Consider the following 25329-nt stretch of genomic DNA (forward strand, 5'->3'; position numbering starts at 1 on the left):
CCGGTGCGGTGACGGGTCGGCGGTCAGCCGACCGTCGAGCCGAACACCTCGTCCCGGACCGCGTCGAGCGCGGTCCGCAACGCGCCGCGCAGGATCGGCTCCTCGGTCAGCCCGGTGCTCACCACCCGGGGGCGGACCAGCGTGATCGCCGCGACCTCCTGCTGCACCCGCTCGGCCAGCGCGGCCCCGCCCGCCCGACCGACCGCGCCGGCGAGCACCACCAACGGCGGGTCGAGCACCACGCAGGTGCTCGCCACGCCGAGCGCCAGCCGGCGGGCCAGCTCGTCGAGCACCGGGCCACCGGCCTCGCCGGCGGCGATGGCGGCCTGCACCGCCTCGGCCGCCCGCGCCGCCGCGACACCCTGCTCGGCCGCGTCCGGCGTGGCGAAGCCGCGCTCGGCCGCCACGGCGCGCACCGCGTCGGCACCCGCGAGCTGCTGGAACGCCGGCTTGGCCCGCCGCGACACGTCGCGCGGGATGGGCACCCCGGGCACCGGCAGGTAGCCGATCTCACCGGCCGCGCCACTGCTGCCGTGGTGCAGCCGGCCACCCAGCATGATCGCCAGGCCGACGCCCGCGTCCACCCAGACCAGCACGAAGTCGGCGGTGCCCCGGGCGGCGCCGGACTGCGCCTCGGCCACCGCGGCGAGGTTCACGTCGTTCTCGAACACGACCGGGGTGTCCAGATCCTCCCGGAGCGCGGCGAGCAGGCCGCTGTGCCAGCGCGGCAGGTTGAACGCGAACGTGATGTCGCCGGTCTGCGGATCGACCAGGCCGGGGGTGCCCAGCACGACGCGCCGGACCGCGGACAGCTCCGCGCCGGCGCTGCTGGCGGCCTGCACCACGGCGTTGTGCACCACCCCGACCGGGTCGTCGGTGTCCTTGGTGGACTGCTCGACCCGGCCGGCGACGGTGCCGGTGATGTCGGCGCAGGCCGCCACCACCCGCTCCGCGCCGACGTCCACGCCGACCACGTACGCGCTGCCCGGACGCACCGCGTAGAGCTGGGCGTTCGGGCCCCGCCCGCCGGCCTGCTCGCCGACCCGGGCGACCAGGCCGCGCTCCTCCAGCCGCTCGACCAGCTGGGAGGCGGTCACCTTGGACAGCCCGGTCAGCTCGCCGATCCGGGCCCGGGTCAGCGGACCGCGTTCGAGCAGCAGCTCCAGCGCCGCACGGTCGTTGAGCGCCCGCAACAGTCGGGGGGTGCCGGGCAGCCGGGTCGCACTCATGCCAACGTCCTCAATTTTTTCGTAAGGTTGCTAACCATAAAACGCCTGCCGAAGGGTGCCCGTTAGCGTATCGGCCACCCTGTCCGACGGAGGTCGGACGACCCGGCAGGGAAAGGGGAACGACAGTGGGGCTGGATCCAGGACTCCGTCGGCTCGCGCTGGGCACGTTGCTGGCCGCGTATCCCGGCCCGGTGCCGCCGGACTGGGCGGTCGACCTGCTCGCCGACGGGCTCGCCGGGCACACCCTGTTCGGCACGAACGTGCACGACCCGGCCCAGGTGGCGGCGTCCACGGCGGCGCTGCGCGCCGGCCGCCCGGACGTGATCGTCGCGATCGACGAGGAGGGCGGCGACGTCACCCGGCTGGCCCACGCCACCGGCAGCCCGTACCCGGGCAACGCCGCGCTCGGCGCGGTCGACGACCCGGACCTCACCCGGGCGGTGTACGCGGCCATCGGCGCGGAGCTGGCCGCGCTCGGCCTCACCCTCGACCTGGCGCCCACGGTCGACGTGAACACCGCCGACGAGAACCCGGTGATCGGCACCCGCTCGTTCGGCGCGGACCCGAAGCGGGTGGCGGTGCACTCGGCCGCCGCGGTCGCCGGCCTCCAGTCGGTGGGTGTGGCGGCCTGCGCCAAGCACTTCCCCGGGCACGGCGCGACGGTCGCCGACTCCCACCACGAGCTGCCCACCGTCGACGTGCCGCCGGCCGTGCTCCGGGAGCGGGACCTGCCGCCGTTCGCCGCGGTGGTCGACGCCGGTGTCCGCGCGGTGATGACCGCGCACATCCGGGTGCCGGCGCTGACCGGCGACGGCCCGGCCACGTTCAGCCGGGCGGTCCTGCACGACCTGCTGCGCGGCGAGTACGGCTTCACCGGCACGGTGATCACCGACGCGCTGGAGATGAAGGGCGCGGCGCTGGCCGCCGGTGGGGTGGGTCCGGCCGCGGTACGCGCGCTGGCCGCCGGCGCCGACCTGCTCTGCATCGGCGCGCAGGTCGACGCCGCCCTGGTGGAACACGTCGCCGCCGAGATCGTCGCCGCGCTCGGGGACGGCCGGCTGGACCGCGCCCGGGTGGAGGAGGCCGCCGGCCGGACCGCCGCGCTCGCCGGCTGGGCCGGGCCGGCCGACACCCCGGCCCCGCCCGCCGACGGCCTCGGCTACGCCGCCGCGCTGCGGGCGGTGCACGTCGAGGGCGACCTGCCCGGTCCGGGCGCCCCGCTGGTGGTGCAGGTGCACGCCGCCGCCACGATCGCCGAGGGGCGGGTGCCGTGGGGGCTGGGTCCGCACCTGGCCGCCGGCGTCGAGCAGGTCCGCGCGGTGGCCGGCGAGACCGACCCGGGCGAGCTGGGCCGGCTCGCCGGCGAGCGGACGGTGGTGCTGGTCGGGCGGCACCTGCACCGGCTGCCCGGGGCGCGGGAGCTGGTCGAGGCGCTGGCCGCCACGCATCCGGTGACCGTGGTGGAGATGGGCTGGCCGGGGGCCTGGCGGCCGACCGGCGCGCGCGCGTTCGTCGCCACCTACGGCGCGAGCCACGCCAACGGCCACGCGGCTGCCCGGGTGCTCGGTCTGACCGGCTGATCCGGTCAGTGCCCGCCGGCCCGCCGTCCACCTGACGGCGGGCCGGCGCGCGTTTCGGGCACCGTCGACTTGAACGCGTTCAAAAGACGTCGTACGCTCAGCGCGACACAAATTTGAACGCGTTCAAGAAAGGCGACGGGGATGGACGTGAAGGTCTGGATGTACCTGGCGTATCTCGCGGTCAGCGTCGGGCTGACCGTCTGGGTGGCGCGGACGCTCTCCCGCAACGGGCTGGTGTTCCTGCGGGACGTGTTCCCCGACGAGCGGTTGGCCGAGGCGGTCAACAGCCTGCTGGTCGTCGGCTTCTACCTGCTCAACCTCGGCTACGTCACGGTGGCCATGAAGGAGTCCGACCCGATCGGCGACGCCAGCCAGGCGCTGGAGCAGCTCTCGCTGAAGGTGGGGCTGGTGCTCCTGGTCCTGGGCGCGCTGCACTTCTTCAACGTGTTCGCGCTCGGCCGCTACCGCCGTGGCCGGATGCGCCACCGGGCGACCCACCCGCCGATCCCGCCGGCCGGCATGCTCCCCCCGCCCGGCGTGGCACTCCCGCCGCCCGGCGTGGCACTCCCGCCACAGGGCGCCGCGCACCCGCCGCACGGCGGCCCGCGGCCGGTCCAGCCCGCCGGCCCGAACCCGCCGGCACGGTGACGTCCGCCCCCGGCGGGCACCCGTCGGATCCCAGCGGGCACGGGGCCGGTGGGATCCGCGGGTTCACCGTCCTCTTCGACGCCGGCTGCCCGCTGTGCCGCTCCGCCCGGCGGTGGCTCGCCTCGCGGGACCACCTCGTACCGCTGGAGTTCGTGGCGGCCGGGTCGGCGCAGGCCCGGCGACGCTTTCCCGGCCTCGACCACGACGCCACGCTGCGGGACCTGACCGTGGTCGCCGACACCGGCGCGATCTACACCGGCGACGGCGCCTGGTTCGCCTGTCTCTGGGCGCTCGCCGGGCACCGCGCCACCGCCGAACGGCTGGCCCGCCCGCACCTGCTGCCACTGGCCCGGCGGGTGGTGGCGGTCGCCGCCGCGGTCCGCGAACGCGTCCGGGAACCGGGATACGGTGACCACGATGACCGAGCACAGTGCGCCGACGACCGGTGCGGGTGACCCGAGCGGCGGGGCGACCGCCCGGGGTGAGCAGACCCGCCAGCTGATCCTGGACACCGCGATGCGCCTGTTCCGCGAGCGGGGGTACGCGCGCACCACCATGCGAGCCGTCGCCCAGGAGGCCGGCGTGGCGGTGGGCAACGCCTACTACTACTTCGGCTCGAAGGACCACCTCATCCAGGAGTTCTACGCGGACACCCAGCGCGAGCACCGGACCGCCGCCGCGCCGGTGCTCGCCCGGGAGCGGGACTTCGCGCCGCGGCTGGCCGGCGTGCTGCACGCCGGCATCGACGTGCTGAGCCCGTACCACTCGTTCGCCGGCACGTTCTTCAAGACGGCGGCGGAGCCGACCTCGCCGCTCAGCCCGTTCTCCGCCGAGTCGTCGGCGCCCCGCGAGGCGTCGGTGGCGCTCTTCCACGAGGTGCTCTCGGGCTCCACCGCGAAACTGGACGAGGAGCTGCGGGCGGCCCTGCCGGAGCTGCTCTGGCTCGGCTACCTGGGCGTGGTGCTCTACTGGGTGCACGACCGTTCGCCCGGCCAGGCCAAGACCCGGCAGCTCATCGACGGCGTGGTCCCGCTTGTCGACCGGCTCGTGGGGTTGTCCCGGCTGCGGGTGCTCCGCCCGGTCACCCGCCAGGCGGTCACCCTGATCCACACGCTGCGTCACTGACCCACCGTTCGGCTGCGGTGACGATTCCACAGGTCAAGTCCGCAACCGGACAAGGTCAGCGTCTTGCTCGGCCGCATGGGCTCACCTAGCGTTACCAACATCGGGGCCTGGGGGGAGAGGCAGCGGACCGTGGATCCGGCCCGGGATCCACGGTCCGCGCCGCCGCTCAGTGCGGGAAGACGCCGAACGAGCTGAAGCCCCGATCCGGGAACCCGGCCGCCTCGGCCACCCGGGCGGACGCCAGGTTGCCCGGACTGTGGACGTAGGTGGGAATCGCGCCCTCGGCCAGCACGCGCCGGGCCGCCTGCGCGACCAGCCGCCGGGCCAACCCGCGCCCCCGGGCCGCCGGCACCGTGCCCACCGCCAACTCGTGCCCGAACGCGTCGTGCCGCTTGATCCCGACGCCGGCCAGGTACGCGCCGGCGGCGTCCCGGACCACCAGCACGTCGGTGTCGAACAGACCCAGCCACGGTGGGGCGCCGGGCATCTCCGGCGGCAGCCACTCCCCCACGTCGGGCAGCGACGCCGGGTCGGTGCACCAACGGAACACGCCCCGGTTCGTGGTGAGTTCCGGGGTGCCGACCGCCGCCGGCAGCTCGGGCAGCCACTCCTCGATCGACCGCCCCGCGACCAGCGCGCGCACCGCCTCGACCCGGGCCGGCGGCACCGAGAGGACGGTGCTGTCGCCGACCGTGACGCCGACCGCCGGGCGCGGTCGCCCGTCCCACGCCGGGCGGGCGCGGCGCGAGGACCGGACCACGTGCAACCCGGGCCCCGCCGGCCACTGCCCCAACCAGGTCGCCAGGTGCAGGAAGAGCCGTCGGTCGAGCACATGATCACGGTACGCCCACCGGGCCCGCCCGGTCGCCGCCGACCGTAAGAACCTGGCAATGGATCACGCGCCCGCCCGTGGCTACGCTGACCTCCCGGCCGGCAGGAGGTGCACCGTGGGGCAGCGGGTGCTGGTGGTCGACGACGACCGGACGGTCGCCGACGTGGTCTGCCGCTACCTGGAGCACGCCGGCTACGAGGTCGAGCACGCCGGGGACGGGGCGGCAGCCCTGGACGCCGTGTCCCGCCGCCCGCCGCACCTGGTGGTGCTGGACCTGATGCTCCCCGTGCTGGACGGGCTGGAGGTGTGCCGGCGGCTGCGGGAGCGGCCGGACGGCGTACCCATCGTCATGCTGACCGCACGCGGCGACGAGGCGGACCGGATCCTCGGCCTGCAACTGGGCGCGGACGACTACCTGGGCAAGCCGTTCTCCCCGCGCGAGCTGGTGCTGCGGGTCCGCTCGGTGCTGCGCCGGGCCGGCGGCGAGCCGGCCGGCGTGCTGCCGGAACTGCTCACCGACGGCGGCCTGGAGGTGGAGACCGGGCCCCGGGTGGCTCGCCTGCACGGCCGGGAGCTGGCCCTCACGCTGCGCGAGTTCGACCTGCTGGCGCACCTGATGCGGCATCCGGCGCGGGCGTTCCGCCGGGCCGAACTGCTGGAGCGGGTCTGGGGCTGGAGCTTCGGCGACCAGTCGACGGTGACCGTGCACGTGCGGCGGCTGCGGGAGAAGATCGAGGCCGATCCGGCCAGTCCCCGACGCATCGTCACCGTCTGGGGTGTCGGCTACCGGTACGAGCCGGCCGATGGGTGACCTCGCGCTGATCTTCGGTGCGTCGCTGGCCGCGGCGCTCGCGGTCGGGCTGGCCGGCGCGGTGGCGCTGCGGGTGCTGCGCGGCCGGTCGATCACCGTGCACATCTCGGTGCTGCTGGCCACGACCGTCGGCGCGGTGGCCGCCGGGGTGGCGGTGGTCGCCCAGGCCATGTTCCTCTCCCCGCACGACCTCCAGGTGGTGCTGACCACGCTCGCCGCCGCCGCGGTGGTGAGCCTGGCGGTGGGCTGGCTGTTCGGCCGCCGGCTGGCCGCCGCCGCGGTCTGGGCGGACCAGGCCCGGGCCCGGGAACGCCGCATCGAGAAGGGACGCCGCGATCTGGTCGCCTGGGTCTCGCACGACCTGCGGACCCCGCTGGCCGGGTTGCGGGCGATGGCCGAGGCGCTGGAGGACGGGGTGGTCGACGAGCCGGTGACGGTGGCCGAGTACCACCGCCGGATCCGGATCGAGACCGACCGGATGACCCGGCTGGTGGACGACCTGTTCGAGCTGTCCCGGATCAACGCCGGCGCGCTCCGGTTGTCGCTGTCCACGGTGGCGCTCGGCGACGTGGTCTCCGACGCGCTGGCCGGCGCGGCGCCGCTGGCCGCCGCCCGCCGGATCCGACTGGTCGCCCCCGAGTCGGGCTGGCCGGCGGTGACGGCCAGCGAGCGGGAGCTGGCGCGGGTGGTGGGCAACCTGCTGCTCAACGCGATCCGCTACACGCCGGCCGACGGCACGGTGACGGTGGACGCGGGGCGGGACGTCGACACCGCCTGGCTGGCGGTCGCGGACACCTGCGGCGGCATTCCGGCGGACGATCTGCCCCGCGTCTTCGACGTGGCGTTCCGGGGCGAGCCGGCCCGTACGCCGGCGGCGGTGGAGCCGGGCGGGTCCGGCGGCCTCGGGCTGGCGATCGTGCGCGGGTTGGTTGAGGCGCACGGCGGGCGGGTAGAGGTCCAGAACGTCAGCGACGGATGCCGATTCGTGGTCCGCCTGCCGGCCGCCGGAACATGACGCGTCGGCGGAACCGAACGCCTCGCCCCCGCGTCATATTCACTTTCATACATGGACAAGTTTCTCTGGGACGGTAGTGGTCATGCCTCAGAAGCCGAATGACCGATTCCAGCAGGACCCGGCACGGAGGTGGCGGGCCGCCGACGCGGCCGACCGCTTCCCGGCGCAGCCGGCCTACCGCGAGGCCCGACACCGGGGCCCCTGCTGGGCGGAGCTGAACGCGCAGCCGGCCGGCACCCCCGCCTGGCGCGGCCTCACGACGGGGTAGGGCGGGCGGCGACACACCGGGCGGCGGTCGTACCGGCCTTCGTACGCCTGTGCGGTAGCGTCTTGTGGTCCGATTTCCGGCCTACGACAGGAGAAGCTCCGCGCATGGGCAAGAAGACGATCCACGTCTCCGACTTCACCGGCCAGGTGTTGTCCCCCGACGACGAGGTGGTCCGGGTCGTCGTGCTGGAGCACCCGGACCTGGTCGCCGGGCCCGTGCAACTGGACGCCACCCCGGTCGACGTGGAGAGCATCGACGACGCGGCGCTGGACGTGGCCGTGGTCGAGATCCACGACCGGCACGGCGGCGGTGAGCCGCGCCGGGTGGTGCTGACCGCCAGCGAGTTCGACGCGATGGCGACCGACGTGCCGATGGCGCAGTTGCTGCGGACCGCCGAGCGGGTCAGGCCGCCGAAGGCGCGGCGTACCGCCGAGAAGATCGACTACGGCACCATCGAGCACGCCGGCCGGCCGCACCGCGGCCGGGTCACCGAGGAGGAGGCCCGGCTGGTCCGGGACCGGCTCGACGAGGTGAACAAGCTTCTCGCCGACGCCGGCATCCGCCAGGTCGACCCGGCCGACCCGGAGCACGCCGCCCGCTACGGATTCCCCGCCGCCGACTGACCCGTACGTCGGGCACGCGCCCCCGTGGCGCGTGCCCGACGCGGTTCAGGCCCGCTTACGGGTCAGCTCCGCCAGCGCGCCCTCCACCGCGGACTCCATCGCCTCCTTCGTCAGGCCGAGGCCACCGAGCACGCCGTCGGGCCCCTCCTCCTCCAGCAGAGCGAGCAGGATGTGCTCGGTCCCGATGTAGTTGTGCCCCATCCGCAGCGCCTCCCGGAACGTCAGCTCCAGAACCTTCTTGGCGCGTGCGTCGTAGGGGATCAGGTCCGGGACCTGGCCGGCCTTCGCCGGCAGGGTCGCGGCCACGGCCTCCCGGAACATCTCCAGGGGTACGCCCTTCGCCTTGACCAACGCGGCGGCCAGCCCGTCCGGTTCGGCGAGCAGCCCCAGCGCCACGTGCTCCGGGGTGATCTCGGCGTGGCCGGCGGCCCGTGCCTCCTCCTGCGAGGCCAGCACCACGTTGCGGGCGCGCGGCGTGAACCGGCCGAACCCGGCGTTCGGGTCGAGCGCGGCGGCGGTCTCGGCCTTGGCGGCGGAGCGCTTCTGGGCGGCCTGCTTGCTCACCCCCATGCTGCGGCCGATCTCCGTCCACGAGGCGCCCGAGCGGCGCGCCTGGTCGACGAAGTGCCCGATCAGGTGGTCGGCGACGTCGCCGAGGTGGTCGGCGAGGAGGACCGCGTCGGCCAGTTGGTCGAGGGCGTCAGGGCGGGCTTTCTTGATGCCCTCGATCAGGTCGTCGAGGCGCACCGGGTGGCTCATCTTGAGCGGTTCGGTCTCATCCATGCGTCAACCATAGGTTGACGACTGCCCCCCGTCAACCCTCGGTTGACGCCCCTTCCCCTCCGCTCAGGTTTCCGGCTCGTCGGCCGGTCGAGGCGCCCGACCCACGTCCGCCGGGTAGTGGTCGAACCGGCGCAGGCCCAGCTTGCGCACCGCGACCGGCCACGGCGTCTCGGTCGCCAGCACCGCGAGATGCTCGAAGTTGGACAGGTACGACTCCCCGCGCACCGCCCGCTCGGCGAGGATGTACGGCTCCAGCACGGCCCACGCCTCCCGGGCGCGGTAGCCACCGGTGCCGAGCAGCAACGCCGGCTCGACCACCTTGAAGGCCAGCATCTGGCCCAGCCCGTTGTAGTAGAGCGCGATCCGGTTCACGTGCTTGCGGGCGTCGGCGGGCAGTTCGCTGACCGGCACGCCGCGCGGGCAGGCGGTCCGCAGCTCGGTGAGCACGAACTGCTGGCTGTCCAGGAACGCGTCGCTCATCCGGTCCCGGGTGAGCAGCTCGATCGCGACCAGGGTGTGGTTCGCGCCCTGCGCCAGCCGGAGCTGCCGGAGCGCGAAGAACGCCGAGACGACGACGGTGAGCACCGAGATCGCGGCCACGACCACGTTGGTCACCGCGCCGACATCCATGACCGTCATCGTAGGCGGACGCGCCAACCCGGCCGCCCCGTGACGGGACGGCCGGGTCGGCGACGGGTGGCGGGGTCAGCCGCGTACCCACTGCTGGTTGCTGCCGCCGTTGCAGGTCCAGATCTGGACCGCGGTGCCGTTGGCGGTGCCCGCGCCGTTGACGTCCAGGCAGAGCCCCGAGCCGACGCCGACGATGGTGCCGTCGGCGTTGAGCCGCCACTGCTGGTTGCTGCCGCCGGTGCAGGTCATGATCCGCGCCCGGCTGCCGGAGGCGGTGCCCGCCACGTCGAGGCACTTGTTGCCGTACACGGTGAGCTGGTTGTTCGTGCCGACCGTCCACTGCTGGTTGGCGCCGCCGTTGCAGTCCCAGATCTGCACCACCGTGCCGTCGGCCTGGCTGGCGCCGTTGACGTCCAGGCAGCGGTTGGCGCTGGCGCTGCGGATCTCTCCGGTCGGGCTGCTGGAACCGTCGCCCGGCGTGATGGAGAGGTTGTCGAACTGGGCGGTGACGCCCTGGCCGGTGCCGTACCCGATCTGGCCGGCGACCCAGGTGGCGTCCGACACGGTGCCGACCGTGGTGCCGTCGACCGCCGCGGTGAGCGTGCTGCCGTTGAGCTTCAGCGACAGGTTGTGCCAGCGTCCGGTGCCCAGCGCCGAGGTGTTGCCGCTGGCCAGGGTGCGCCAGTTACCGCTGGTGTTGTTGCTCCGGATGGACCAGGCGCCGCCGTCGGTGACCCGGAAGTAGTAGCCGTTCAGGTTCTGCGGCCCCTGGTGGTTGTAGGTGTTGCCGCGCCCGATGAGCTGGACGTAGCCGGGCTTCTCCAGCAGCACGTCCGAGGAGACGGTGTAGTTGCGCCAGGTCAGGTCGCCGAGCAGGGTGTACGGTTCGGCCTGGCCGGACGTCCAGTAGATCGGCGCCTGCTCCGACATCTGGCGGACGCACTGGCCGGCGCGGCCGGCGGCGCAACCCGCGATCTCGAACGAGCCCTGCTGGTCCATCAGGTACTTGGCCTCGCGGCCGGTGGCGTAGCTGTCGAAGTTGTCGCTGTACGGCAGCTTCAGGTTGCCCTGCGCCGGGCTGACCGCGGTGCCCTTGCCCTGCCCGGTGGTGGTGGTGATGCTGTAGACGTAGCCGGGCTGGACGGTGAGCGAGAAGCGCCCGCCGTTCGGGGTGATGTCGCTGCCCCGGACGAAGTGGTCGGCGCTGTTGTTGGACCGCAGGTTGGTCGCCCAGACCCGCACGGTGCCGCTGGAGAGCCCGCCGGTGACGGTGAAGTCGAGCTGCTGGGCCGCGCCGGCGTCCTGCGTCTCGATGATGGTGCTGTAGTCGCTGTTGTTCGTGGACTTCAGCGAGACGTAGCTGCCGTTGTTGCGGTTGCCGCCGAGGTAGCCGCTCGACGCGTCGAGGTAGCGCCAGCCCGGGGCGGTGAACTGCGTGGTGTGTGCCATCACCCAGGTGCTCTTGCCGATGGAGTACGCGCCGGACCACGGTTGCTGGGCCACCGCCACGCCGGTGGTCGCCCAGGGGATGTTCGGGGTGATGGCGGCGATCGCCGGCCAGTTGATGTAGCCGGTCATCTTGCCGTCGATGTAGCCCCGGTTGATGCCCCGGGCGAGCGCCGGCGCGCCGGCGTTGTAGTCGTCGGAGCCGTTCTCGCTGGCCCAGAGCTGCTTGCCGGTGGAGATGGCGTTGGCGGAGCTGGGGCAGCTGGTCTGGGCGCTGCGGTAGCCGCAGACGTAGTGGCTGCCGAAGACCTGCACCGCGCTGGCGAACGACGGGTCGCGGAGCGAGTCGTCGGCGGCGCCCCACCCGAAGTCGTCCGAGGCGACGATCTTCACGTTGCCGTACCCGCGGGCGTTGAGCGTGGACCGCAGGTTCTTGTACCAGGTGATGTTGTAGCCCTTCTCGTTCCACCCGCCCAGGTAGTTGATGGTCAGCCCGTGCGTCGCCGCGCAGTCCAGCCATCCCACCAGGTAGTTGATCGAGTCGGTGGACCAGAAGTTGCCGTTGCCGATCCAGCCCGGCGCTCCCCACGCCAAGCCGACCAGCGCGATGTTGGGATTACGCTGCCTGGCCTGCTCCATCAGCCACCACTCGTAGCCCCGGTTGCAGTTCACGCTGCCCCGGGTGTGCTCGTGGCTGGGCTCGGCGCCGGAGGTGGAGTTGGTGTCGCCCCCGATCTCCGCCTTGAGCAGTTGCATCGCGGCGCCGTAGCCCGGCTTGAACAGGTAGTCGAGGATGTCGCTGCGCTGCGGTTCGGGGTAGTCGATCAGAAGTCTGCTGTTTCCGCCGCCGCCGCTGACCGCGCCGACGCCGTCGAGCGCCCGCCCGCCGGACGACCCGTTGATGGTGATGGCGGTGGCCGCCTGGGCCGGGGAGGCGGACGCGGTCAGAACGGCCGCCGCCGCGAGGACCGATGCCGCCGCAGCCGACATCACCGCCCGCCACGATCTCCGTTGACGACTCACTGTGCTGAACATCCGATCCGCCTCCCGGTCCCAATTAATCGATCAATGTCAATCTATAAGACATCATATGTTAGCGTTCACACAAGGAACAGTCAACGGCTCAGGCGCGGCTCCACCGCTGGCTGGCCGCGCCGGTGCAGTCCCGGATCTCGGTCCGCGTGCCGTTGGCCGTGCCGGCGCCGACCAGGTCCAGGCACCTACCCGAACCGACCCCGGTGATGGTGCCGTCCGCGTTGAGCCGCCACTTCTGGTTGGACTGGCCGTTGCAGTCCCAGATGATCACGGAGCTGCCGTTGGCCGTGCCGGCACCGTTGACGTCGAGGCACTTGCCGCCGAAGACCCGCAGCTCCTGGGCCGCCGTCGAGGTCCAGGACTGGTTGCTCTGGCCGTGACAGTCCCAGATGATCGCCGCCGCGCCGTTGGCCTGCGAGCCGCCGTTGACGTCCAGGCACCGACCGGAGGCGGCGTTGCGGACGATCGACGTGCCGCCCGGCGGCGGCGTGGTCGGGCTGACCGTCGGGGTCGGGGTCGGGTTCGGATCGGTGCCGCCGAACTGGGTGAAGAACCGCCACACCTCGGTCTTCGTCCAGGTCCGGGCGCCGCTGTCCCCGCCGCCGTCCACCGGGCCGGGGGTGTGGCCGCCGTCGAACGCGGCCCACACCACCGGATAGCCGGACCGGCAGCCGGCGTAGGTGGTGGTGATGTGCGTCAGGCTGCCCGACCTCGGCTCCGGCGGGCTCTGCGGGGTGCAGCCGTTGTTGCGCACGAACGTGTCCCGCAGCGAGCGTCCGGCGGAGATGTTGAGCACCGGGTCACCGATGCCGTGGATCCCCATGTACGCGATCGGCTGCGTGCCGCCGGCGCACCCGCTGAGTTGGCCGCCGGAGTAGACCGCGACCGCGCGGAACACGCCCGCCCGGGAACAGGCCAGCGAATAGCTCATGCCGCCGCCGTAGCTGAAGCCGAGCGCGAAGAGTTGCGTCGTGTCGACGCACAGGTCCCCCTCGATCAGCCTGATCATGTCGTCGACGAAGGTGACGTCCTGACCACCGGGGTTGGCCCAGCCGTTGCCGTTGCCCTGGGGCGCGACGAAGATGGTGCTGTTGTTCGCCTGCTGACGCAGACCGTAGTAGGACCAGGCCTCCCGGTCCGCCCCACCGGAGTCGACGTCGTTCGCGGTGCCGCCGTTCCAGTGGAATCCGAAGATCAGCCGGTAGGCGTGGTTCCGGTCGTAGTTGTCGGGGATCCGCAGGATGAAGCTCCGGTTCTGGCCACTGCTCTGGATGGTCCGGGGACCACTCGTCAGCGTGGGCGCCCGGCCACAGCCGGCGGTCCCGGCGAGCGTGCCGGACTCCGCGGCCGAGGCGGACCCGCCCGGGCCGCCCGCCACTGCCGTCGCGGCCACCACGACCAGGACCGCCATGGCCGCGAGGGGCCCGAGGACGGTGCTGCGTAATCTCATGACGCGGCTCCTTCGCCACTTGGTGGGAACCTGTCCGGTACGGGGATCGACGGCGACCCCCGTACCGCCACTCCGCCGCCGGCACGGGGAGAACGCGCACGACGGGGTCCGCCGTGCGCGGCGTAGCTGTCCCGGACTTCGCCCCTGGTCCGCATGCCCGGTGCGTGACCAGCCGGCCGTCGCGTCGGCGGCGGCACCCGCACCGCACGCGCCCGATCGCGACCCGAACCGCCCGCCGTCGCCGCTGGAACGCCACAGCACGACTCGAATCGATTCGACCAGACCCTAGGCCGAGCAGTGAAGTATGTCAATGCTGTTGCCGGCGGGTGAGGGGCCCGTGACGTCGGACCGAGCCGGTACGGTGAGCCCCGACCGAGTCCCGTCGGCCGGACCGGTCCAGACCGGCGTGAGGGAGGGCCGCGTGGCGTCCAGGGAAGCCGACATCGCCGCCGAGCAGAAATACTTCGACACCGCCGCCGAGCGCCGCGACCAGCGTCGCGACCAGCTCACCCGACTGCCGTCCGCCGCCGCCCACGCCACCGCCGCGGCCCACCTGCGCCGCTACGCCGACGCCGCCGGGCGGGCGCTCGGCGCGGCCGACGAGGCGGTGGCGTTCGGCCGGATCGACGACGAGGGCGGCGGGACCCGGTACGTCGGGCGACACCTGATCCGGGACGCCGACGGCGAGGTGCTGGTGGTCAACTGGCAGGCCCCGGCCGCCGCCGGCTGGTTCGAGGCCACCCCGGAGAACCCCGCCGGGATCCGCCGCAAGCGCGCCTTCACCTGCACCGGCAACACCATCGACGACCTGACCGACACCATCCTCGCCGAGATCGCCGAGGCGGTGGACGCGCACCTGCTGGCCGAGCTGAGCCGGGGCCGCACCGGCACCATGCGGGACATCGTGGCCACCATCCAGGCCACCCAGTTCGCGCTGATCCGCGCCCCACGTGACCAGGTGCTGGTGATCGAGGGGGGTCCCGGCACCGGCAAGAGCGCCGTGGCGCTGCACCGGGTGTCCTGGCTGCTGTTCCAGCACCGCACCGAGTTCTCCGCCGCCGACGTGCTGGTGGTCGGGCCGCACCCGACCTTCGTGCGCTACATCGGCCAGCTCCTGCCCGCCCTCGGCGACGACGGGGTGGAGCTGCGCGACGTCGGCCGGCTCGCCCCGGACGTGCCACGCGGGCGGACCGAGTCCGACGCGGTGGCCCGGATCAAGGGCGAGGCCCGGATGGCCGAGCTGCTGGCCCGCGCGCTGGACGCCCGGGTCGGCGTCCCCGACCCGGCCGAACGGCTGCTGGTCGGCGGTCGGTTCGTCACGCTGCCCGGCGCCGAGGTGGCCGAGGCGCTCGCCGTGGCCCGGGCCGCCGCCCTGCCGTACGCCGGCCGGCGCCGGCTGCTCGGTGACCGGCTCGCCGCCCTGGTGGCGGCCCGCACCGGCGTCGACCCGGCCCGGTCCGAGGCGGTCGGCAACCTCGTCGAGCGGCTCTGGCCACAGCAGACGCCGACCGGGCTGCTGCGCGACCTGCTCGGCTCCACCGCCCGGCTGCGGGCCGCCGCCGGGGACGCGTTCGCCCCGGCCGAGGTGGCGGCGCTGCACCGGCGCGGCGCCGACCGGCTGTCCCGGGAGACCTGGTCGCCGGCCGACCTGCCGCTCCTGGACGAGCTGGCGTTCCTCATCGACGGGCCGGGCCGACGGTACGCGCACGTGGTGGTCGACGAGGCACAGGACCTGTCCCCGATGCAGTTGCGCGCGGTGGCCCGGCGCAGCGGCACCGGGTCGCTGACGGTGGTCGGCGACCTCGCCCAGTCCACCGGCAGGTGGGCGCGCGACTCGTGGGACGAGGTGCTCGCGCACCTGCCGGCCGTGCATCCGGCCCGGGTCGCCCCACTGCGGTACGGCTACCGCGTGCCCCGGCAGGCGTACGCGACGGCGGCGGCGCTGCTGCCGGTGGCCGCGCCGGGCGTGCTGCCGGTGGAGGTGGTCCGGGACGGCCCGGCCGACACCGGCGTGCACCGGGTCGGCCTGGCCGAGCTGGCCGCCCGCGCGGTCGCGGTGGCGCGGGAGCACGCCGAGGCCGGCCGGTTCGTCGGCATCGTCTGCCCGCCGCGGCAGCGACGCCCGGTCGAGGCGGCGCTGGCGGCGAACGACATGGCCTGGAGCAGCGCCGACCGGGGCGAGCTGGGCGGCGCGGTCAACCTGGTCAGTCCGCAGGAGGCCAAGGGCCTGGAGTTCGACGCGGTGGTGGTGGTCGAGCCGGAGGAGATCGTGGCCGGCGACGAACGCGGTCACCGGCTGCTCTACGTGGCGCTGACGCGCACCACCGGGCACCTCGACATCGTCTGCACCGGCGATCCGGTGCCGCTGGACGCGCCGGCCCGGCCCCGGCAGCGGGTGGGCGGCCCGACGGACGCGCCGTTCAGCAGGCGGGAGGCGCGGCGGCTCGCCGAGCACCTGGCCGGGCAGGTGCGCAGCGCCGCCCCGGCCGCGTTCTGGGCCGAGGTGCTCGCCGAGGTACGGGCGCTGCTGCCGGAGACCGCAGGCAGCCCGGGACGGCCGGCGGACGGAGGCAGCCCCGAACGACCGGAGGGCGCAGTCAGCCCCGAACGACCGGAGGGCGCGGTCAGCCCCGGGCGGCCGGCGGACGGCTGACGGCGGCCGAGTCCAGCCGTCGCCCCACCGTCCACTGCACGATGTCGCGCTCGATGTCGGCCTTGCGGGCCTTGCCGGGCACCGCGATGCCCAGCTCGCCGGCGAGCGCCCGCAGCTTCGCCACGGTGAGCTTCAGGTCGGCGAGGTAGCGGACGCCGGCCGCGCGGTCGCCGATCGCCGCGAGGTCGGCCCGGACCCGGTCGGCGTCCACGCCGGCCGACGCGGTGGTGGCCGGCCGGGCGGCGGCCCGCGTCCGGTCGACCACGGCCAGCTTCGCGGTGCCGTCGGCCAGCGCGTTGAGCTGGTCGGCGGGGAGCGCGCGGACGAACTCCGCCACCCGCAGCAGGACGGCGTGGGCGAGGTCGGCGGGGTTGGACACCGGGAGTCTCCTTCTCACAGGCGGGTGCGGGCCAGGAACTCGCTGGCCAGCTGCCGCAGCTCGTGCTGCACCGTCTCGTTGGCGTTCGGCACCAGCACGGCGGGCAGCCGCCGTTCACCGGCGGTGCCGAACAGGGTCTTGTTCTCCCGGATGGTCTGGCGGAACACCGGGACCTCCAGGCTGTCGGTGTGCCGCATGTAGTTGCGGGACGCGTTGATCGGCCCGCCCGCGGCGTACTGGATCATAGTGAACACCACGCCCAGGTACTGCGGGTCGATTGTCGGTCCGGGCGCGGCCACCCGGTTGAAGTCCCGGACCAGCTCGGAGACCTTGCTGCGCAGGTAGTCGATGCCGAGCGTGGACAGGTAGTCGGGCCGGGCCGGGGTGAGGATGTGCTCGCTGGCCACGATGCCGGTCCGGGTGACCATGGTGAAGTTCGGCGCGCAGTCGATGAGGATGTCGTCGTACCCGGCGAACTCCTCGGCGGCGAGCGCGTCGGCCAGCGCCCGGTGCAGCGGCAGGAAGTGCGGGCTGCCGTGCTGGAAGCGCGACCCGCCGAGCGCCGCGGCGAGGTCCAGGTCGACGTCGACCAGACCCAGGTGGGAGGCGACGAGGTCGAGGCGGCCCTCGTCGGGCAGCAGCGCGTTGGCCGGTTCCGGCGTGATCACGTACGGGTGCAGCGGGCCGGTGGGCTCCTCGGCCAGCACCGAGCCGAACCACTGGAGGATCGTCTTCTCGTACGCGAGGTCCTTCTCCCACTCGTCCGCCGGATAGAACGAGAAGGTGAGGCTGGCCTGCGGATCGAGGTCGATCAGCAGGACCCGGCGGCCACGGGCGGCCAGCTCGGCGCCGAGGTTCGCGGTGATGGTGGTCTTGCCGACGCCGCCCTTGTAGTTGATCACCGACGTGATGCTCATGCCGCTCCCCGCATCGCATGATGATCGCAGGCGTGGGTAGGGTCGGTCGAGGTGAGCATCCACTCGACGTTGTTGTTCGTGCTCGCCGCCGTCGCGGTCATCATCGCCGTACGGTGGGTGGCGGCCCGCACCGGCCTGCCGGCGGCGGCGCTCCTGCCGCTCATCGGCATCGCGTACGCGCTGCTTCCCGGCCCGAACGTCGGCCTCGACCCGGACCTCGTCCTGATGGTCGTGCTGCCGCCGTTGCTCTACAGCGCGGCGCTGGACTCCTCCCTGCTCGACCTGCGCCGCAACCTGCGCATCGTGGTCAGCCTCTCGGTGGTGCTGGTGCTCCTCACCGGGCTGCTCGTCGGCATCGGGTTCCACCTGTTCGTCGCCGGCGCGACGCTGGCCGCCGGGATCGCGGTCGGCGCCGCCGTCGCGCCGCCCGACCCGGTGGCGGCGCTGGCGGTCGGCCGCCGGGTCAACCTGCCGCCCAAGATGGTCACGATCATCCAGGGTGAGGGGCTGCTGAACGACGCCACCGCGCTGACCATGCTCAGCGTCGCGGTGGCCGCCGCCGTCGGCGGGACGTTCTCCTTCCCGGGCGCCGTCGCCCAGTTCGTCGTCGCGGCGGTCGGCGGCGTCGCCGTGGGCGCCGCCGTCGCCTGGGCGAAGCGGCTGGCCCGACCGCTCACCGCGGACCCGTTGCTGTCCAACGCGATCTCGCTCGCGACCCCGTTCGTCGCCTACCTGATCGGCGAGGAGTTGCATGTCTCCGGCGTGCTCGCGGTGGTGGTCGCCGGGCTGATCGTCGGCCACCAGACGCCCCAGTTCGGGTCCGGCGCGGCCCGGCTCCAGACCAACGCGGTGTGGCGGCTGGTCGACTTCCTCCTGGAGGGGTTCGTCTTCCTGCTGATCGGCCAGCAACTCCCCGAGGTCGTCAAGAACCTGCGTCAGTACGACACCTCGACCATCGTCACCGCCGTCGCGGTGTCCGTCGGCGTGGTGTTGCTGCTGCGTCCCGCCTGGCTGGTCCTGACCCAGTCGCTCCCCCGGTCGCTGCACACCCGGCTCGGTGGCATCGCCGAGCCGGACGACGCCGACGAGCCGGTGAGCGCCCGGCAGGTCGCCCGCGCCGACCGCAACGCCGACCGGCTGACCGCACGGGAGGTGGCGGCACTGAGCTGGTCCGGCACACGCGGCGTGATCAGCCTGGCCGCGATCTTCACGCTGCCGCTCACCACCGACGGCGGCGCTCCCTTCCCGGACCGTGACCTGTTGCTGTTCTGCACGTTCGTGGTCGTCCTGGTGACGCTGGTCGGGCAGGGCCTGACGTTCGCGCCGCTGGTGCGGCGGCTCGGCCTGCGCGCCAACGAGGTCGACCAGGCCCGGGTACGCAACGAGGCCCGCTCCGCCGCGGTGGAGGCCGCCCTGGCCCGCCTCGACGCGGTCGCCGCCGAGGAGCCGGAGAGCGGGATCGCCGTCAACACCATCCGGGCCCAGTTGCTGACCCGCCTGGCCCGCTACCGGGGCCGGCTCGACCTGATCGAGCAGAGCGGCTCGTCCGAGATGCCCACCTCACCGGCGTACGAGACGGCGCTGCGGGTCCGCCGGGCGACCATCGACGCGCAGCGCGAGGAACTGGTCCGCTGGCGGGACTCCGGCCGGCTGCCCGACGAGGAACTCCGGGTGCTGGAGCGCGAACTCGACCACGAGGAGCTGCTGCTCCCGAAGCGGTCCACCTGACCCGCCCGCAGCCGTCACGGCCGGCCGGTGATGCCGTCCAGCACGGTGACCAGGTTGTGGTGGAACGTTTCCGCGGCGTCGAGGTGGGCGCCCTCGACGACGAGCCGGGCGACCGTCGGATAACGACCGGTGTCGAGCATGCGGGTCAGGTAGGGCCCGAGGGCGGTCTGCCAGGCGGCCACGTCGGTGCCGGTCGACCGGGCGGTGCGTCGCTCGGTGATCTCCCGGCGGAGCGCCCCGACGACGAACGCGTTGAGCGCGCCGAGGGCCCGTTGCAGATCGTCGATGCCGCGTACGGCGGGGGCCCGGCTGAGCGCCGCCGCGGTCGTCTCGCCCACGGCGAGCGCGTGCGGGCCCAGGTGGGGACGCGCGCCGAGCAGGTCGACCAGCCACTCGTGCGCGAGCGCGGCCTCGCGGGTCCGGTGCATGACGGCCAGCACCGTGTCGCGCCACCCGTCGTGCCGGTCGGCCTCGGCGATGTCGGCGTACACCGCGTCGACCATCAGGTCGAGCAGTTCGGACCGGTTGAGCACGTAGTCGTAGAGCCGCATCGGGCCGACGTCGAGCGCCTTGGCGAGCTTGCGGATCGACACCCCGTCGAGGCCGTCGGCGTCGGCGAGCCGGATCGCGACGGCGGCGATCTTCGCTCGGCTCAACGACACGGGCGCCGCCCGCGGCTGCGGCTCGGGGCGTTCCCAGACCGGCAACGGTACGCTACCGTACGGTGTATCCATGAAATACATCGTACGTTAAGGGGGGTGGCGATGCGAATCGCGATCGCCGGCGGCGGCCTGGGCGGCCTCACGCTGGCCCGGATCCTGCACCGGCACGGCGTCGACGCGGTGGTCCACGAGCGCGAGGCCGACCGCACGACGCGCTCCCCGGGCGGGATGCTGGACCTGCACCCCGAGTCCGGCCAGCGGGCACTGGACGAGGCGGGCCTCACCGGCCGGTTCCGGTCCGAGGCGCGGCCGGAGGGCGAGGAGCATCGCATCCTCGACCCGGCCGGCCGGACCCTCCTGCACCACGTGCCGCAGCCCGGCACGTTCGACGGCCGCCCCGAGATCGACCGCGCCGCACTGCGCGATTTGCTGCTCGACTCGCTGCCCGCCGGCACGGTCCGGTGGCACCACCGGCTCGTCGCGGCGACGCCCCGGCCCGGCGGCGGTTTCCGGCTGACGTTCGACGGCGGCCACCGCGACGACTGCGACCTCCTCGTCGGCGCGGACGGCGCCCGCTCGGTCGTCCGGTCGCTGCTCACCGACGCTCCCCTCACCACCGTGTCCACCGCGGTGGAACTCCGCATCGACGACGCGGACCGGCGCCACCCGGAGATCGCCGAGCTGGTCGGTCCCGGCAACCTCTGGGGCGTCGGGGTACGCCAGATCCTGTCCGCGCAACGCCTCGGCGACGGCAGCATCCGGGTCGGGATCTCCCTGCCCGCGGACGACCGGCACCCGGACACCTGCCGCACCAAGCACGACCTGCTGGCCCTCTTCGACGGCTGGAGCCCCCGCCTGACCGCACTCGTCGAAGCCGGCGACGGGCCACCGATCCTCCGCCGGATCCGGGTCATGCCCACCGGCACCCGCTGGACGCACCGGCCCGGCGTCACCCTCGTCGGCGACGCCGCCCACCTCATGCCGCCGGTCGGCGAGGGCGCCAACCAGGCCATGCTCGACGCGGCGGAACTCGCCGCCGCGCTCGTCGACGCCCCCGCCGACCCGGACGCGGCGATCCGGGCCTACGAGGAGGCGATGTTCCGCAGGATCCGGCCGATCGCCGAGATGTCCGCCCGGGTGCACGCGATGATGCTGGCGCCCACCGCGGCCGACGACCTCGTCCGCTTCTTCACGCCGCGGCCGGCCTGACACGTCGACGGATCACCGAGGCGGCGTCAACCGTCGAGGAGCTGCTCACGGAGGATGTCCGCGTGCCCGCAGTGCTGGGCCAGCTCCCGCAGCACGTGCAGGTAGACCCACCGCAGCGGCAGCGGGCCACGGCGATGTCCACGCAGCACGTCGTCCAGGCCGAGGGACGCCGTGGCCCGGCGGGACGCCGCACAGGCGTCGCGGTGCGCCTGCCGGACCGCGGCGATCGTGTCACCGTCGTCGAGGACGAACGACTCCTCCGATCGTTCCGGGATGCCGATCTCGGCGCGCGACCGGCCGGTGACGGCCTCGTCGAACCAGACCTTCTCCACGAAGGTCGCGTGCTTCACCAGACCGAGCAACGTGGTCCGGGACGCCACGAGCGACCGGCGGGCCTGCTCCTCGGTCAGCCCGTCCAGGCAGCAGTTGAGCGCGTCGCGGTGCTCGTCGAGGAACGCCTCGAACTGGGCGCCGGCCGGCAACGCGACGACCCGGTCGGCGAAGGTGGGTGGAAAGGAAGGCATGGCAGAAGCATCCCAGCGGGGCGCGGCCACCAGTGCCGAGGGCACCAGCAGAACCTCCGGAATGGGAAGTTCGTGCCCTTTCCGGACTGACTGCGGTGGCCGATTCCGCAAACCCCGTAACGGTCTGGTTGCCAGCCGGAGGGCTCGCCGGACGCGGAGGCCGCGGGTCGGCCGGCGCTCCCGAGCACCGGGCCACCGCCACGGAAAACAAGGAAGGCTCTGACCTGGCGTGAAAGCCAGGTCAGAGCCTTCCTGCTGGTGCGCCGCCAGGGACTCGAACCCCGAACCCGCGGATTAAGAGTCCGCTGCTCTGCCAGTTGAGCTAGCGGCGCTCGCCGGCAACGGGACGGAACGTTAGCAGCCCCCGCGTCGACCCCCGACGGCAGGGCGGCCTCACCGCACCGTCAGCGTGACCTGCCCGGTCGCCGCTCCCGACGGATCCACCGACAGCGTGTACTCGCCGGCCGCCGGCAGCGTGGTCGCGTCGATCCCGCCGGCCCCGTTGATCACGCAGCCGGTGGCGAGCGTGCTGCCGTCCGGGGCGCCCAGCACCAGCACGCCGCACTGGTCGGGCACCGTCGCGGCGGTCGCGGTGACCGTCACCGACGTGCCGGCGGCGACGGTGAACCGATAGCCGGTGACCGCGCCGGGCCGGTCGATCTCGGCGACGACCGGCGGCCCGCCGACCGTGACCGTCGCGTCGCGGTCCCGGCTGGTGACCAGGCGCAGCGTGGCCGTGCCGGTGCCGCGTTCGACCGGGTCGACCAGCACGGTGTACGTCCCGTCGACGGGCAGGACCGTGCCGTCGACCTCGCCGACGCCGTTGACGACACAGCCGTTGCGCAGCAGTTGCCCCGCCGGGTCCCGCAGTTCCAGCGGGGAGCACTGGTCGGTCAGTGTGCTGCCGGGCACCTCGACGTAGGCCCGCTCCCCGGCCCGGCCGGTGAACCGGTACCGCGCCTGGGCGCCGGGCTGTTCGATCGACGCGGTCACGGTCGGGCCGTTCGGTCGCAGTGTGCCCTCGCTGTCCCGGGACGCGTAGATCCGCACGGCGGCGCGGCCGGTGTCGCCGGGGGCGGCGGTGACCCGCAGCGCGTACCGGCCGTTGGCGGTGAGGTCGACGCGGTCGACGTAGCCGACACCCCGCACGTTGCAGCCGCTCGCGATCTCCCGCCCGCCCGGGTCGACGAGCACGTACGGCGAACAGCGGTCGGCGATGCCGGGCGCGGTGACGTCGACGAAGACGGCGTCCCCCGCACGGCCGGTGAACGTCAGCGGCTCACCGCCGGGTGTGAGGCCGGCGGTCGCGATCGGCGTCGCGGTGATCGGCGTACCGGCCGGCGGGGCGAGGAGTTCGGTGCTGGCGCCCGTGACGGCGAACTCGGGCCGTCCGCTGACGGCGACGTCGAAGACGCACTCGGCGAGTGGGCCGGGCGCGGTGACGCCGGCCCACCGGCAGACCTGCTCGGCGGCGGCGCGGCGGGCCGGGTCGAGGTCGCCGGCGGTCACCTCCCGCTCGGGGAAGCTCCGGTCGGTGAACGTGCCGGTGTCCTCGCCGTCGTCGTAGTGCAGCAACGAGCGGTCCGCGGTGATCCGCCAACTGTCCGCGTACGCCGGGTAGAGCGCCGCGAACGGCACGGGCTGGGTGAGGGACGGGCCGGCGGCGGGCGCGATGTCGTCGGCCGGGTCGCCGTCGAAGTCGCCCAGCAGACCCCGGACCTTTCCGGCGCGGCTGTCGGCGAGCCGTATCAACAGGCGGTAGCCGTACCGGCCGATCTGGTCGACCGCGGCGGCGGAACCGTCCGGCCACGTCACGTCGTACCCGTCGGTTCCGCCGGTGTCGGAGGGACGGCGGGTGAGGTTCCCGCCGCCGGCCAGGTCGGTGCGCTCCGGTGGCGCGGCGAGCGCGCTGCCGTCGATGTGGACCCGGGTGACGCCGTCGGTGAGGGTGAGCGCGACGCGGTGGGCGCCGACCCGGAATGCGACCGCCGAGTTGACCGAGGCGGTACGGGTGCCGGACATCGGCGCCTGCCGGACCTGCACCTCCAGCGGGTCGCCACCGGTGGCGGCGACCAGCGTGAACTCGCCCACGGCCTGGAAGTCGTAGGCGACCCGGTCGAAGGTGACCAGGTGCGGGTCGCCGTTGCTGCCGCCGCAGTCCGCCCCGTCCTCGCAGAGCTTCACCGGCCCCTTCGGCGGCGGGGTCTTCTTCGTCGGCTTCTTGCACTCGTCGAGGCTCTTCGGCAGCGGGTTCCCCTTGTACCGCGTGCGCGGCGGCAGGCCCTTCGCCGCCCGGTAGCGGTTCTCCGCGAGCGTCGCCCGCACCTCCGCGGTCGGAATCCCGGTGCTGCCACACTGGCCCGGCGGGACCGCGTCCCGGGAGATGTCGTCGGCGTGGTTCAGCTCGTGGTAGAGCGCGGCGCAGGGGTCCCGGGCCACCCCGTCGTCGTACGGCTCCGTGGAGGTGGGGTTCCACGTCACCGTGGACGAGCCCTTGCCGTCGGCGCTGTCCGGCGTCTCGAACGCGCCCGAACCGCCCGGAGTGGGGATGATCCGCACCTTCGGGGTCTTCTTGTCCTTCAGCCGGGGCAGCAGGCCGGCCGGGTCCCCGCCGGGCAGCGCGAACCCGGCCAGGCAGCCGCCGACAGCGGCCTGAAAGTCGACGCCGCTGACCGGCACGCCGGCGGTCGGGTCGACCGAGTAGTCGGCCCGCGCCGGCCGGGCGCCACCGACGGCCAGCGTGCCGGCGGCCACCAGCAGCAGCGCCACGGCGGTGGCGGTCGGCCGGCGGCGCAGCCGCCGCACCACGATCAGCGCGGTGACCACCAGCACCAGCAGCAGCGCCCCGACTGCCGGCCAGAGGTGGCGGCGGCCGGGTCCGCCGCCGTTGCCGCCGACCGTGAACGTGGCGGTCCGCAGCGCCGTCGCCCCGGAGCAGGGGTTCGTCGCGCCGGCGACCGGCAGCGGCACGTAACCAGCAGTGACCTCGTAGCGACCGGGGGCGCCGACCGGCCAGAGCGAGTCCAGACCGCCGCCGTCCCCGGTGGCGGCCACCGACCGGAGCACCACGTCGTCGGGCGCGTCGCCGTCGTGCAGCCGGACGCCGGTCAGCGCCACGGTCGCGGTCGCGCCGGGCTCCACGGTGGTCAGGCCGGCGGTGGCGACGGCAGCGATGCCGTCGTCGTGGAAACTGCGGGCGAGCGTCGGTGTGAGTTCGCGCCCGTCCCGGCGTACCCCGATGATCTGGGCGGTGCCGACGGCGCTGGTGGGCAGCGCGCAGGCCGACCCGGTGGAGTTCGTGACCGTGAGGTTCAGGCGGACCTGGGCGCCGACGCGGTAGTCAGCGCTCCCCGGCCGCAGCGTCAGGCCGAGGCCGCCGTCGGCGGGCGCCGCGGCGGCGCTCGTCGCGCCGGCGGCCAGGGCCGTCACCAGTACGGCGAGCCCCGCCGTGAATCGCACCGTCCACCTCATGCCGCGGACTGTAGGGGTCCGGCGCCCGCGACTCCCGTGCTCTGTCGGGGACCGGTCGTTGCGCCGGCGGCGGGTCGCCGGCGGCCACCGCCCCGCAATTGACTTTTGTCCACCGAATGTGTTCGACCCGGCCATCTTCCACAACAGTCAAAAACCAGACCGGCCACGCCAAACTCCCAGACTCGGCCGAAACACTCAAGTGCCGATCATCCGAATCCCCGACGTCGTTTGCATCCCGTTGTCCGGCGTGCATGACGGACGCGGGGCATTGACATCGATGACCCGTCCCGGCAGGCTTTGCGGAACGCCGG

The 25329-nt window shown here is 73.8% G+C and carries 21 protein-coding genes and 1 tRNA gene; 10 read left to right on the plus strand and 12 right to left on the minus strand.

Features of this window, described 5'->3' with window-relative positions; genetic code table 11:
* Positions 1 to 23: 23 nt before the first annotated feature.
* The gene (locus tag ACIA6B_RS20610) at positions 24 to 1229 is read right to left on the minus strand and encodes an ROK family protein (protein WP_396775424.1); all 1206 of its coding nucleotides are present in this window, start codon (positions 1227 to 1229) and stop codon (positions 24 to 26) included.
* A 125-nt stretch (positions 1230 to 1354) separates the two neighbouring features.
* Here ACIA6B_RS20610 and ACIA6B_RS20615 point away from each other — a divergent pair, with 125 nt between their 5' ends.
* The 4 genes from ACIA6B_RS20615 (at position 1355) to ACIA6B_RS20630 (ending at position 4582) form a co-directional block, all read left to right on the plus strand.
* Positions 1355 to 2809: a glycoside hydrolase family 3 protein gene (locus ACIA6B_RS20615; RefSeq protein ID WP_396775426.1), complete on the plus strand. Its 1455-nt coding sequence runs from the start codon at positions 1355 to 1357 to the stop codon at positions 2807 to 2809.
* 141 nt (positions 2810 to 2950) lie between these two features.
* Positions 2951 to 3457, plus strand: a complete 507-nt coding sequence (locus tag ACIA6B_RS20620; RefSeq protein WP_396775428.1) for a hypothetical protein — start codon at positions 2951 to 2953, stop codon at positions 3455 to 3457.
* Positions 3454 to 3912 (plus strand): thiol-disulfide oxidoreductase DCC family protein, encoded by a 459-nt coding sequence (locus ACIA6B_RS20625; RefSeq protein WP_396775430.1) that lies wholly within the window; start codon positions 3454 to 3456, stop codon positions 3910 to 3912. The genes ACIA6B_RS20620 and ACIA6B_RS20625 overlap by 4 nt, the downstream gene beginning before the upstream one ends.
* A complete protein-coding gene (locus ACIA6B_RS20630; protein ID WP_396775432.1) occupies positions 3875 to 4582 on the plus strand; it encodes a TetR family transcriptional regulator in 708 nt (235 codons plus the stop codon). Before ACIA6B_RS20625 ends, ACIA6B_RS20630 begins: the two co-directional genes overlap by 38 nt.
* 166 nt (positions 4583 to 4748) lie before the next feature.
* On the opposite strand, the gene ACIA6B_RS20635 is transcribed toward ACIA6B_RS20630, so the two are convergent.
* Positions 4749 to 5414, minus strand: coding sequence for a GNAT family N-acetyltransferase (locus ACIA6B_RS20635; RefSeq protein ID WP_396775433.1), 666 nt, complete (start codon positions 5412 to 5414; stop codon positions 4749 to 4751).
* Between the two features lie 115 nt (positions 5415 to 5529).
* On the opposite strand from ACIA6B_RS20635, the gene ACIA6B_RS20640 reads away from it, so the two are divergent.
* From ACIA6B_RS20640 to ACIA6B_RS20650, 3 genes are all read left to right on the plus strand, one after another.
* Positions 5530 to 6225, plus strand: coding sequence for a response regulator transcription factor (locus ACIA6B_RS20640; RefSeq protein ID WP_357301409.1), 696 nt, complete (start codon positions 5530 to 5532; stop codon positions 6223 to 6225).
* Positions 6218 to 7240, plus strand: coding sequence for a sensor histidine kinase (locus tag ACIA6B_RS20645; RefSeq protein ID WP_396775435.1), 1023 nt, complete (start codon positions 6218 to 6220; stop codon positions 7238 to 7240). The genes ACIA6B_RS20640 and ACIA6B_RS20645 overlap by 8 nt, the downstream gene beginning before the upstream one ends.
* A 372-nt stretch (positions 7241 to 7612) precedes the next feature.
* A complete protein-coding gene (locus ACIA6B_RS20650; protein WP_107156220.1) occupies positions 7613 to 8131 on the plus strand; it encodes a hypothetical protein in 519 nt (172 codons plus the stop codon).
* A 45-nt stretch (positions 8132 to 8176) separates the two neighbouring features.
* Here ACIA6B_RS20650 and ACIA6B_RS20655 read toward each other — a convergent pair whose 3' ends face one another.
* The 4 genes from ACIA6B_RS20655 to ACIA6B_RS20670 form a co-directional block, all read right to left on the minus strand.
* Positions 8177 to 8914 (minus strand): Clp protease N-terminal domain-containing protein, encoded by a 738-nt coding sequence (locus ACIA6B_RS20655; RefSeq protein ID WP_396775438.1) that lies wholly within the window; start codon positions 8912 to 8914, stop codon positions 8177 to 8179.
* 63 nt (positions 8915 to 8977) lie between these two features.
* Positions 8978 to 9544 carry a hypothetical protein gene (locus ACIA6B_RS20660; RefSeq protein ID WP_396775439.1) on the minus strand — a complete coding sequence of 189 codons (567 nt, stop codon included), beginning with the start codon at positions 9542 to 9544 and terminating at the stop codon, positions 8978 to 8980.
* Between the two features lie 75 nt (positions 9545 to 9619).
* Positions 9620 to 12025, minus strand: coding sequence for a ricin-type beta-trefoil lectin domain protein (locus ACIA6B_RS20665; protein ID WP_396775440.1), 2406 nt, complete (start codon positions 12023 to 12025; stop codon positions 9620 to 9622).
* Positions 12026 to 12113: 88 nt separating this feature from the next.
* Positions 12114 to 13475 (minus strand): ricin-type beta-trefoil lectin domain protein, encoded by a 1362-nt coding sequence (locus ACIA6B_RS20670; protein ID WP_396775441.1) that lies wholly within the window; start codon positions 13473 to 13475, stop codon positions 12114 to 12116.
* Between the two features lie 421 nt (positions 13476 to 13896).
* On the opposite strand from ACIA6B_RS20670, the gene ACIA6B_RS20675 reads away from it, so the two are divergent.
* Positions 13897 to 16128 carry a HelD family protein gene (locus tag ACIA6B_RS20675; protein WP_396775442.1) on the plus strand — a complete coding sequence of 744 codons (2232 nt, stop codon included), beginning with the start codon at positions 13897 to 13899 and terminating at the stop codon, positions 16126 to 16128.
* Here ACIA6B_RS20675 and ACIA6B_RS20680 read toward each other — a convergent pair.
* On the minus strand, positions 16100 to 16507 hold the full coding sequence (locus tag ACIA6B_RS20680; RefSeq protein ID WP_396775443.1) for a hypothetical protein: 408 nt from the start codon (positions 16505 to 16507) through the stop codon (positions 16100 to 16102). The two genes, ACIA6B_RS20675 and ACIA6B_RS20680, sit on opposite strands and share 29 nt — an antisense overlap.
* Positions 16508 to 16521: 14 nt before the next feature.
* A complete protein-coding gene (locus tag ACIA6B_RS20685; RefSeq protein ID WP_396775445.1) occupies positions 16522 to 17424 on the minus strand; it encodes a ParA family protein in 903 nt (300 codons plus the stop codon).
* A gap of 51 nt (positions 17425 to 17475) precedes the next feature.
* Between ACIA6B_RS20685 and ACIA6B_RS20690 the strand changes: the two genes are divergently transcribed.
* Positions 17476 to 19152, plus strand: coding sequence for a Na+/H+ antiporter (locus tag ACIA6B_RS20690; RefSeq protein WP_396775447.1), 1677 nt, complete (start codon positions 17476 to 17478; stop codon positions 19150 to 19152).
* A 14-nt stretch (positions 19153 to 19166) separates the two neighbouring features.
* On the opposite strand, the gene ACIA6B_RS20695 is transcribed toward ACIA6B_RS20690, so the two are convergent.
* Complete coding sequence (locus tag ACIA6B_RS20695) at positions 19167 to 19886, minus strand: TetR/AcrR family transcriptional regulator (RefSeq protein ID WP_396775448.1); 720 nt, start codon at positions 19884 to 19886, stop codon at positions 19167 to 19169.
* Between the two features lie 30 nt (positions 19887 to 19916).
* Here ACIA6B_RS20695 and ACIA6B_RS20700 point away from each other — a divergent pair, with 30 nt between their 5' ends.
* Positions 19917 to 21023 (plus strand): FAD-dependent oxidoreductase, encoded by a 1107-nt coding sequence (locus ACIA6B_RS20700; RefSeq protein WP_396775450.1) that lies wholly within the window; start codon positions 19917 to 19919, stop codon positions 21021 to 21023.
* 26 nt (positions 21024 to 21049) lie between these two features.
* On the opposite strand, the gene ACIA6B_RS20705 is transcribed toward ACIA6B_RS20700, so the two are convergent.
* The 3 genes from ACIA6B_RS20705 to ACIA6B_RS20715 all read right to left on the minus strand — a co-directional run bounded on the left by ACIA6B_RS20705 (position 21050) and on the right by ACIA6B_RS20715 (position 25018).
* Positions 21050 to 21547 (minus strand): DinB family protein, encoded by a 498-nt coding sequence (locus ACIA6B_RS20705; protein ID WP_396775452.1) that lies wholly within the window; start codon positions 21545 to 21547, stop codon positions 21050 to 21052.
* 256 nt (positions 21548 to 21803) lie between these two features.
* Positions 21804 to 21879 (minus strand) — tRNA-Lys (locus ACIA6B_RS20710).
* Between the two features lie 61 nt (positions 21880 to 21940).
* Positions 21941 to 25018 carry a VWD domain-containing protein gene (locus ACIA6B_RS20715; protein WP_396775453.1) on the minus strand — a complete coding sequence of 1026 codons (3078 nt, stop codon included), beginning with the start codon at positions 25016 to 25018 and terminating at the stop codon, positions 21941 to 21943.
* Positions 25019 to 25329: the final 311 nt, after the last annotated feature.

Origin of the sequence: Micromonospora sp. NPDC051141, assembly GCF_044455765.1 — a bacterium.
Lineage (GTDB): Bacteria > Actinomycetota > Actinomycetes > Mycobacteriales > Micromonosporaceae > Micromonospora.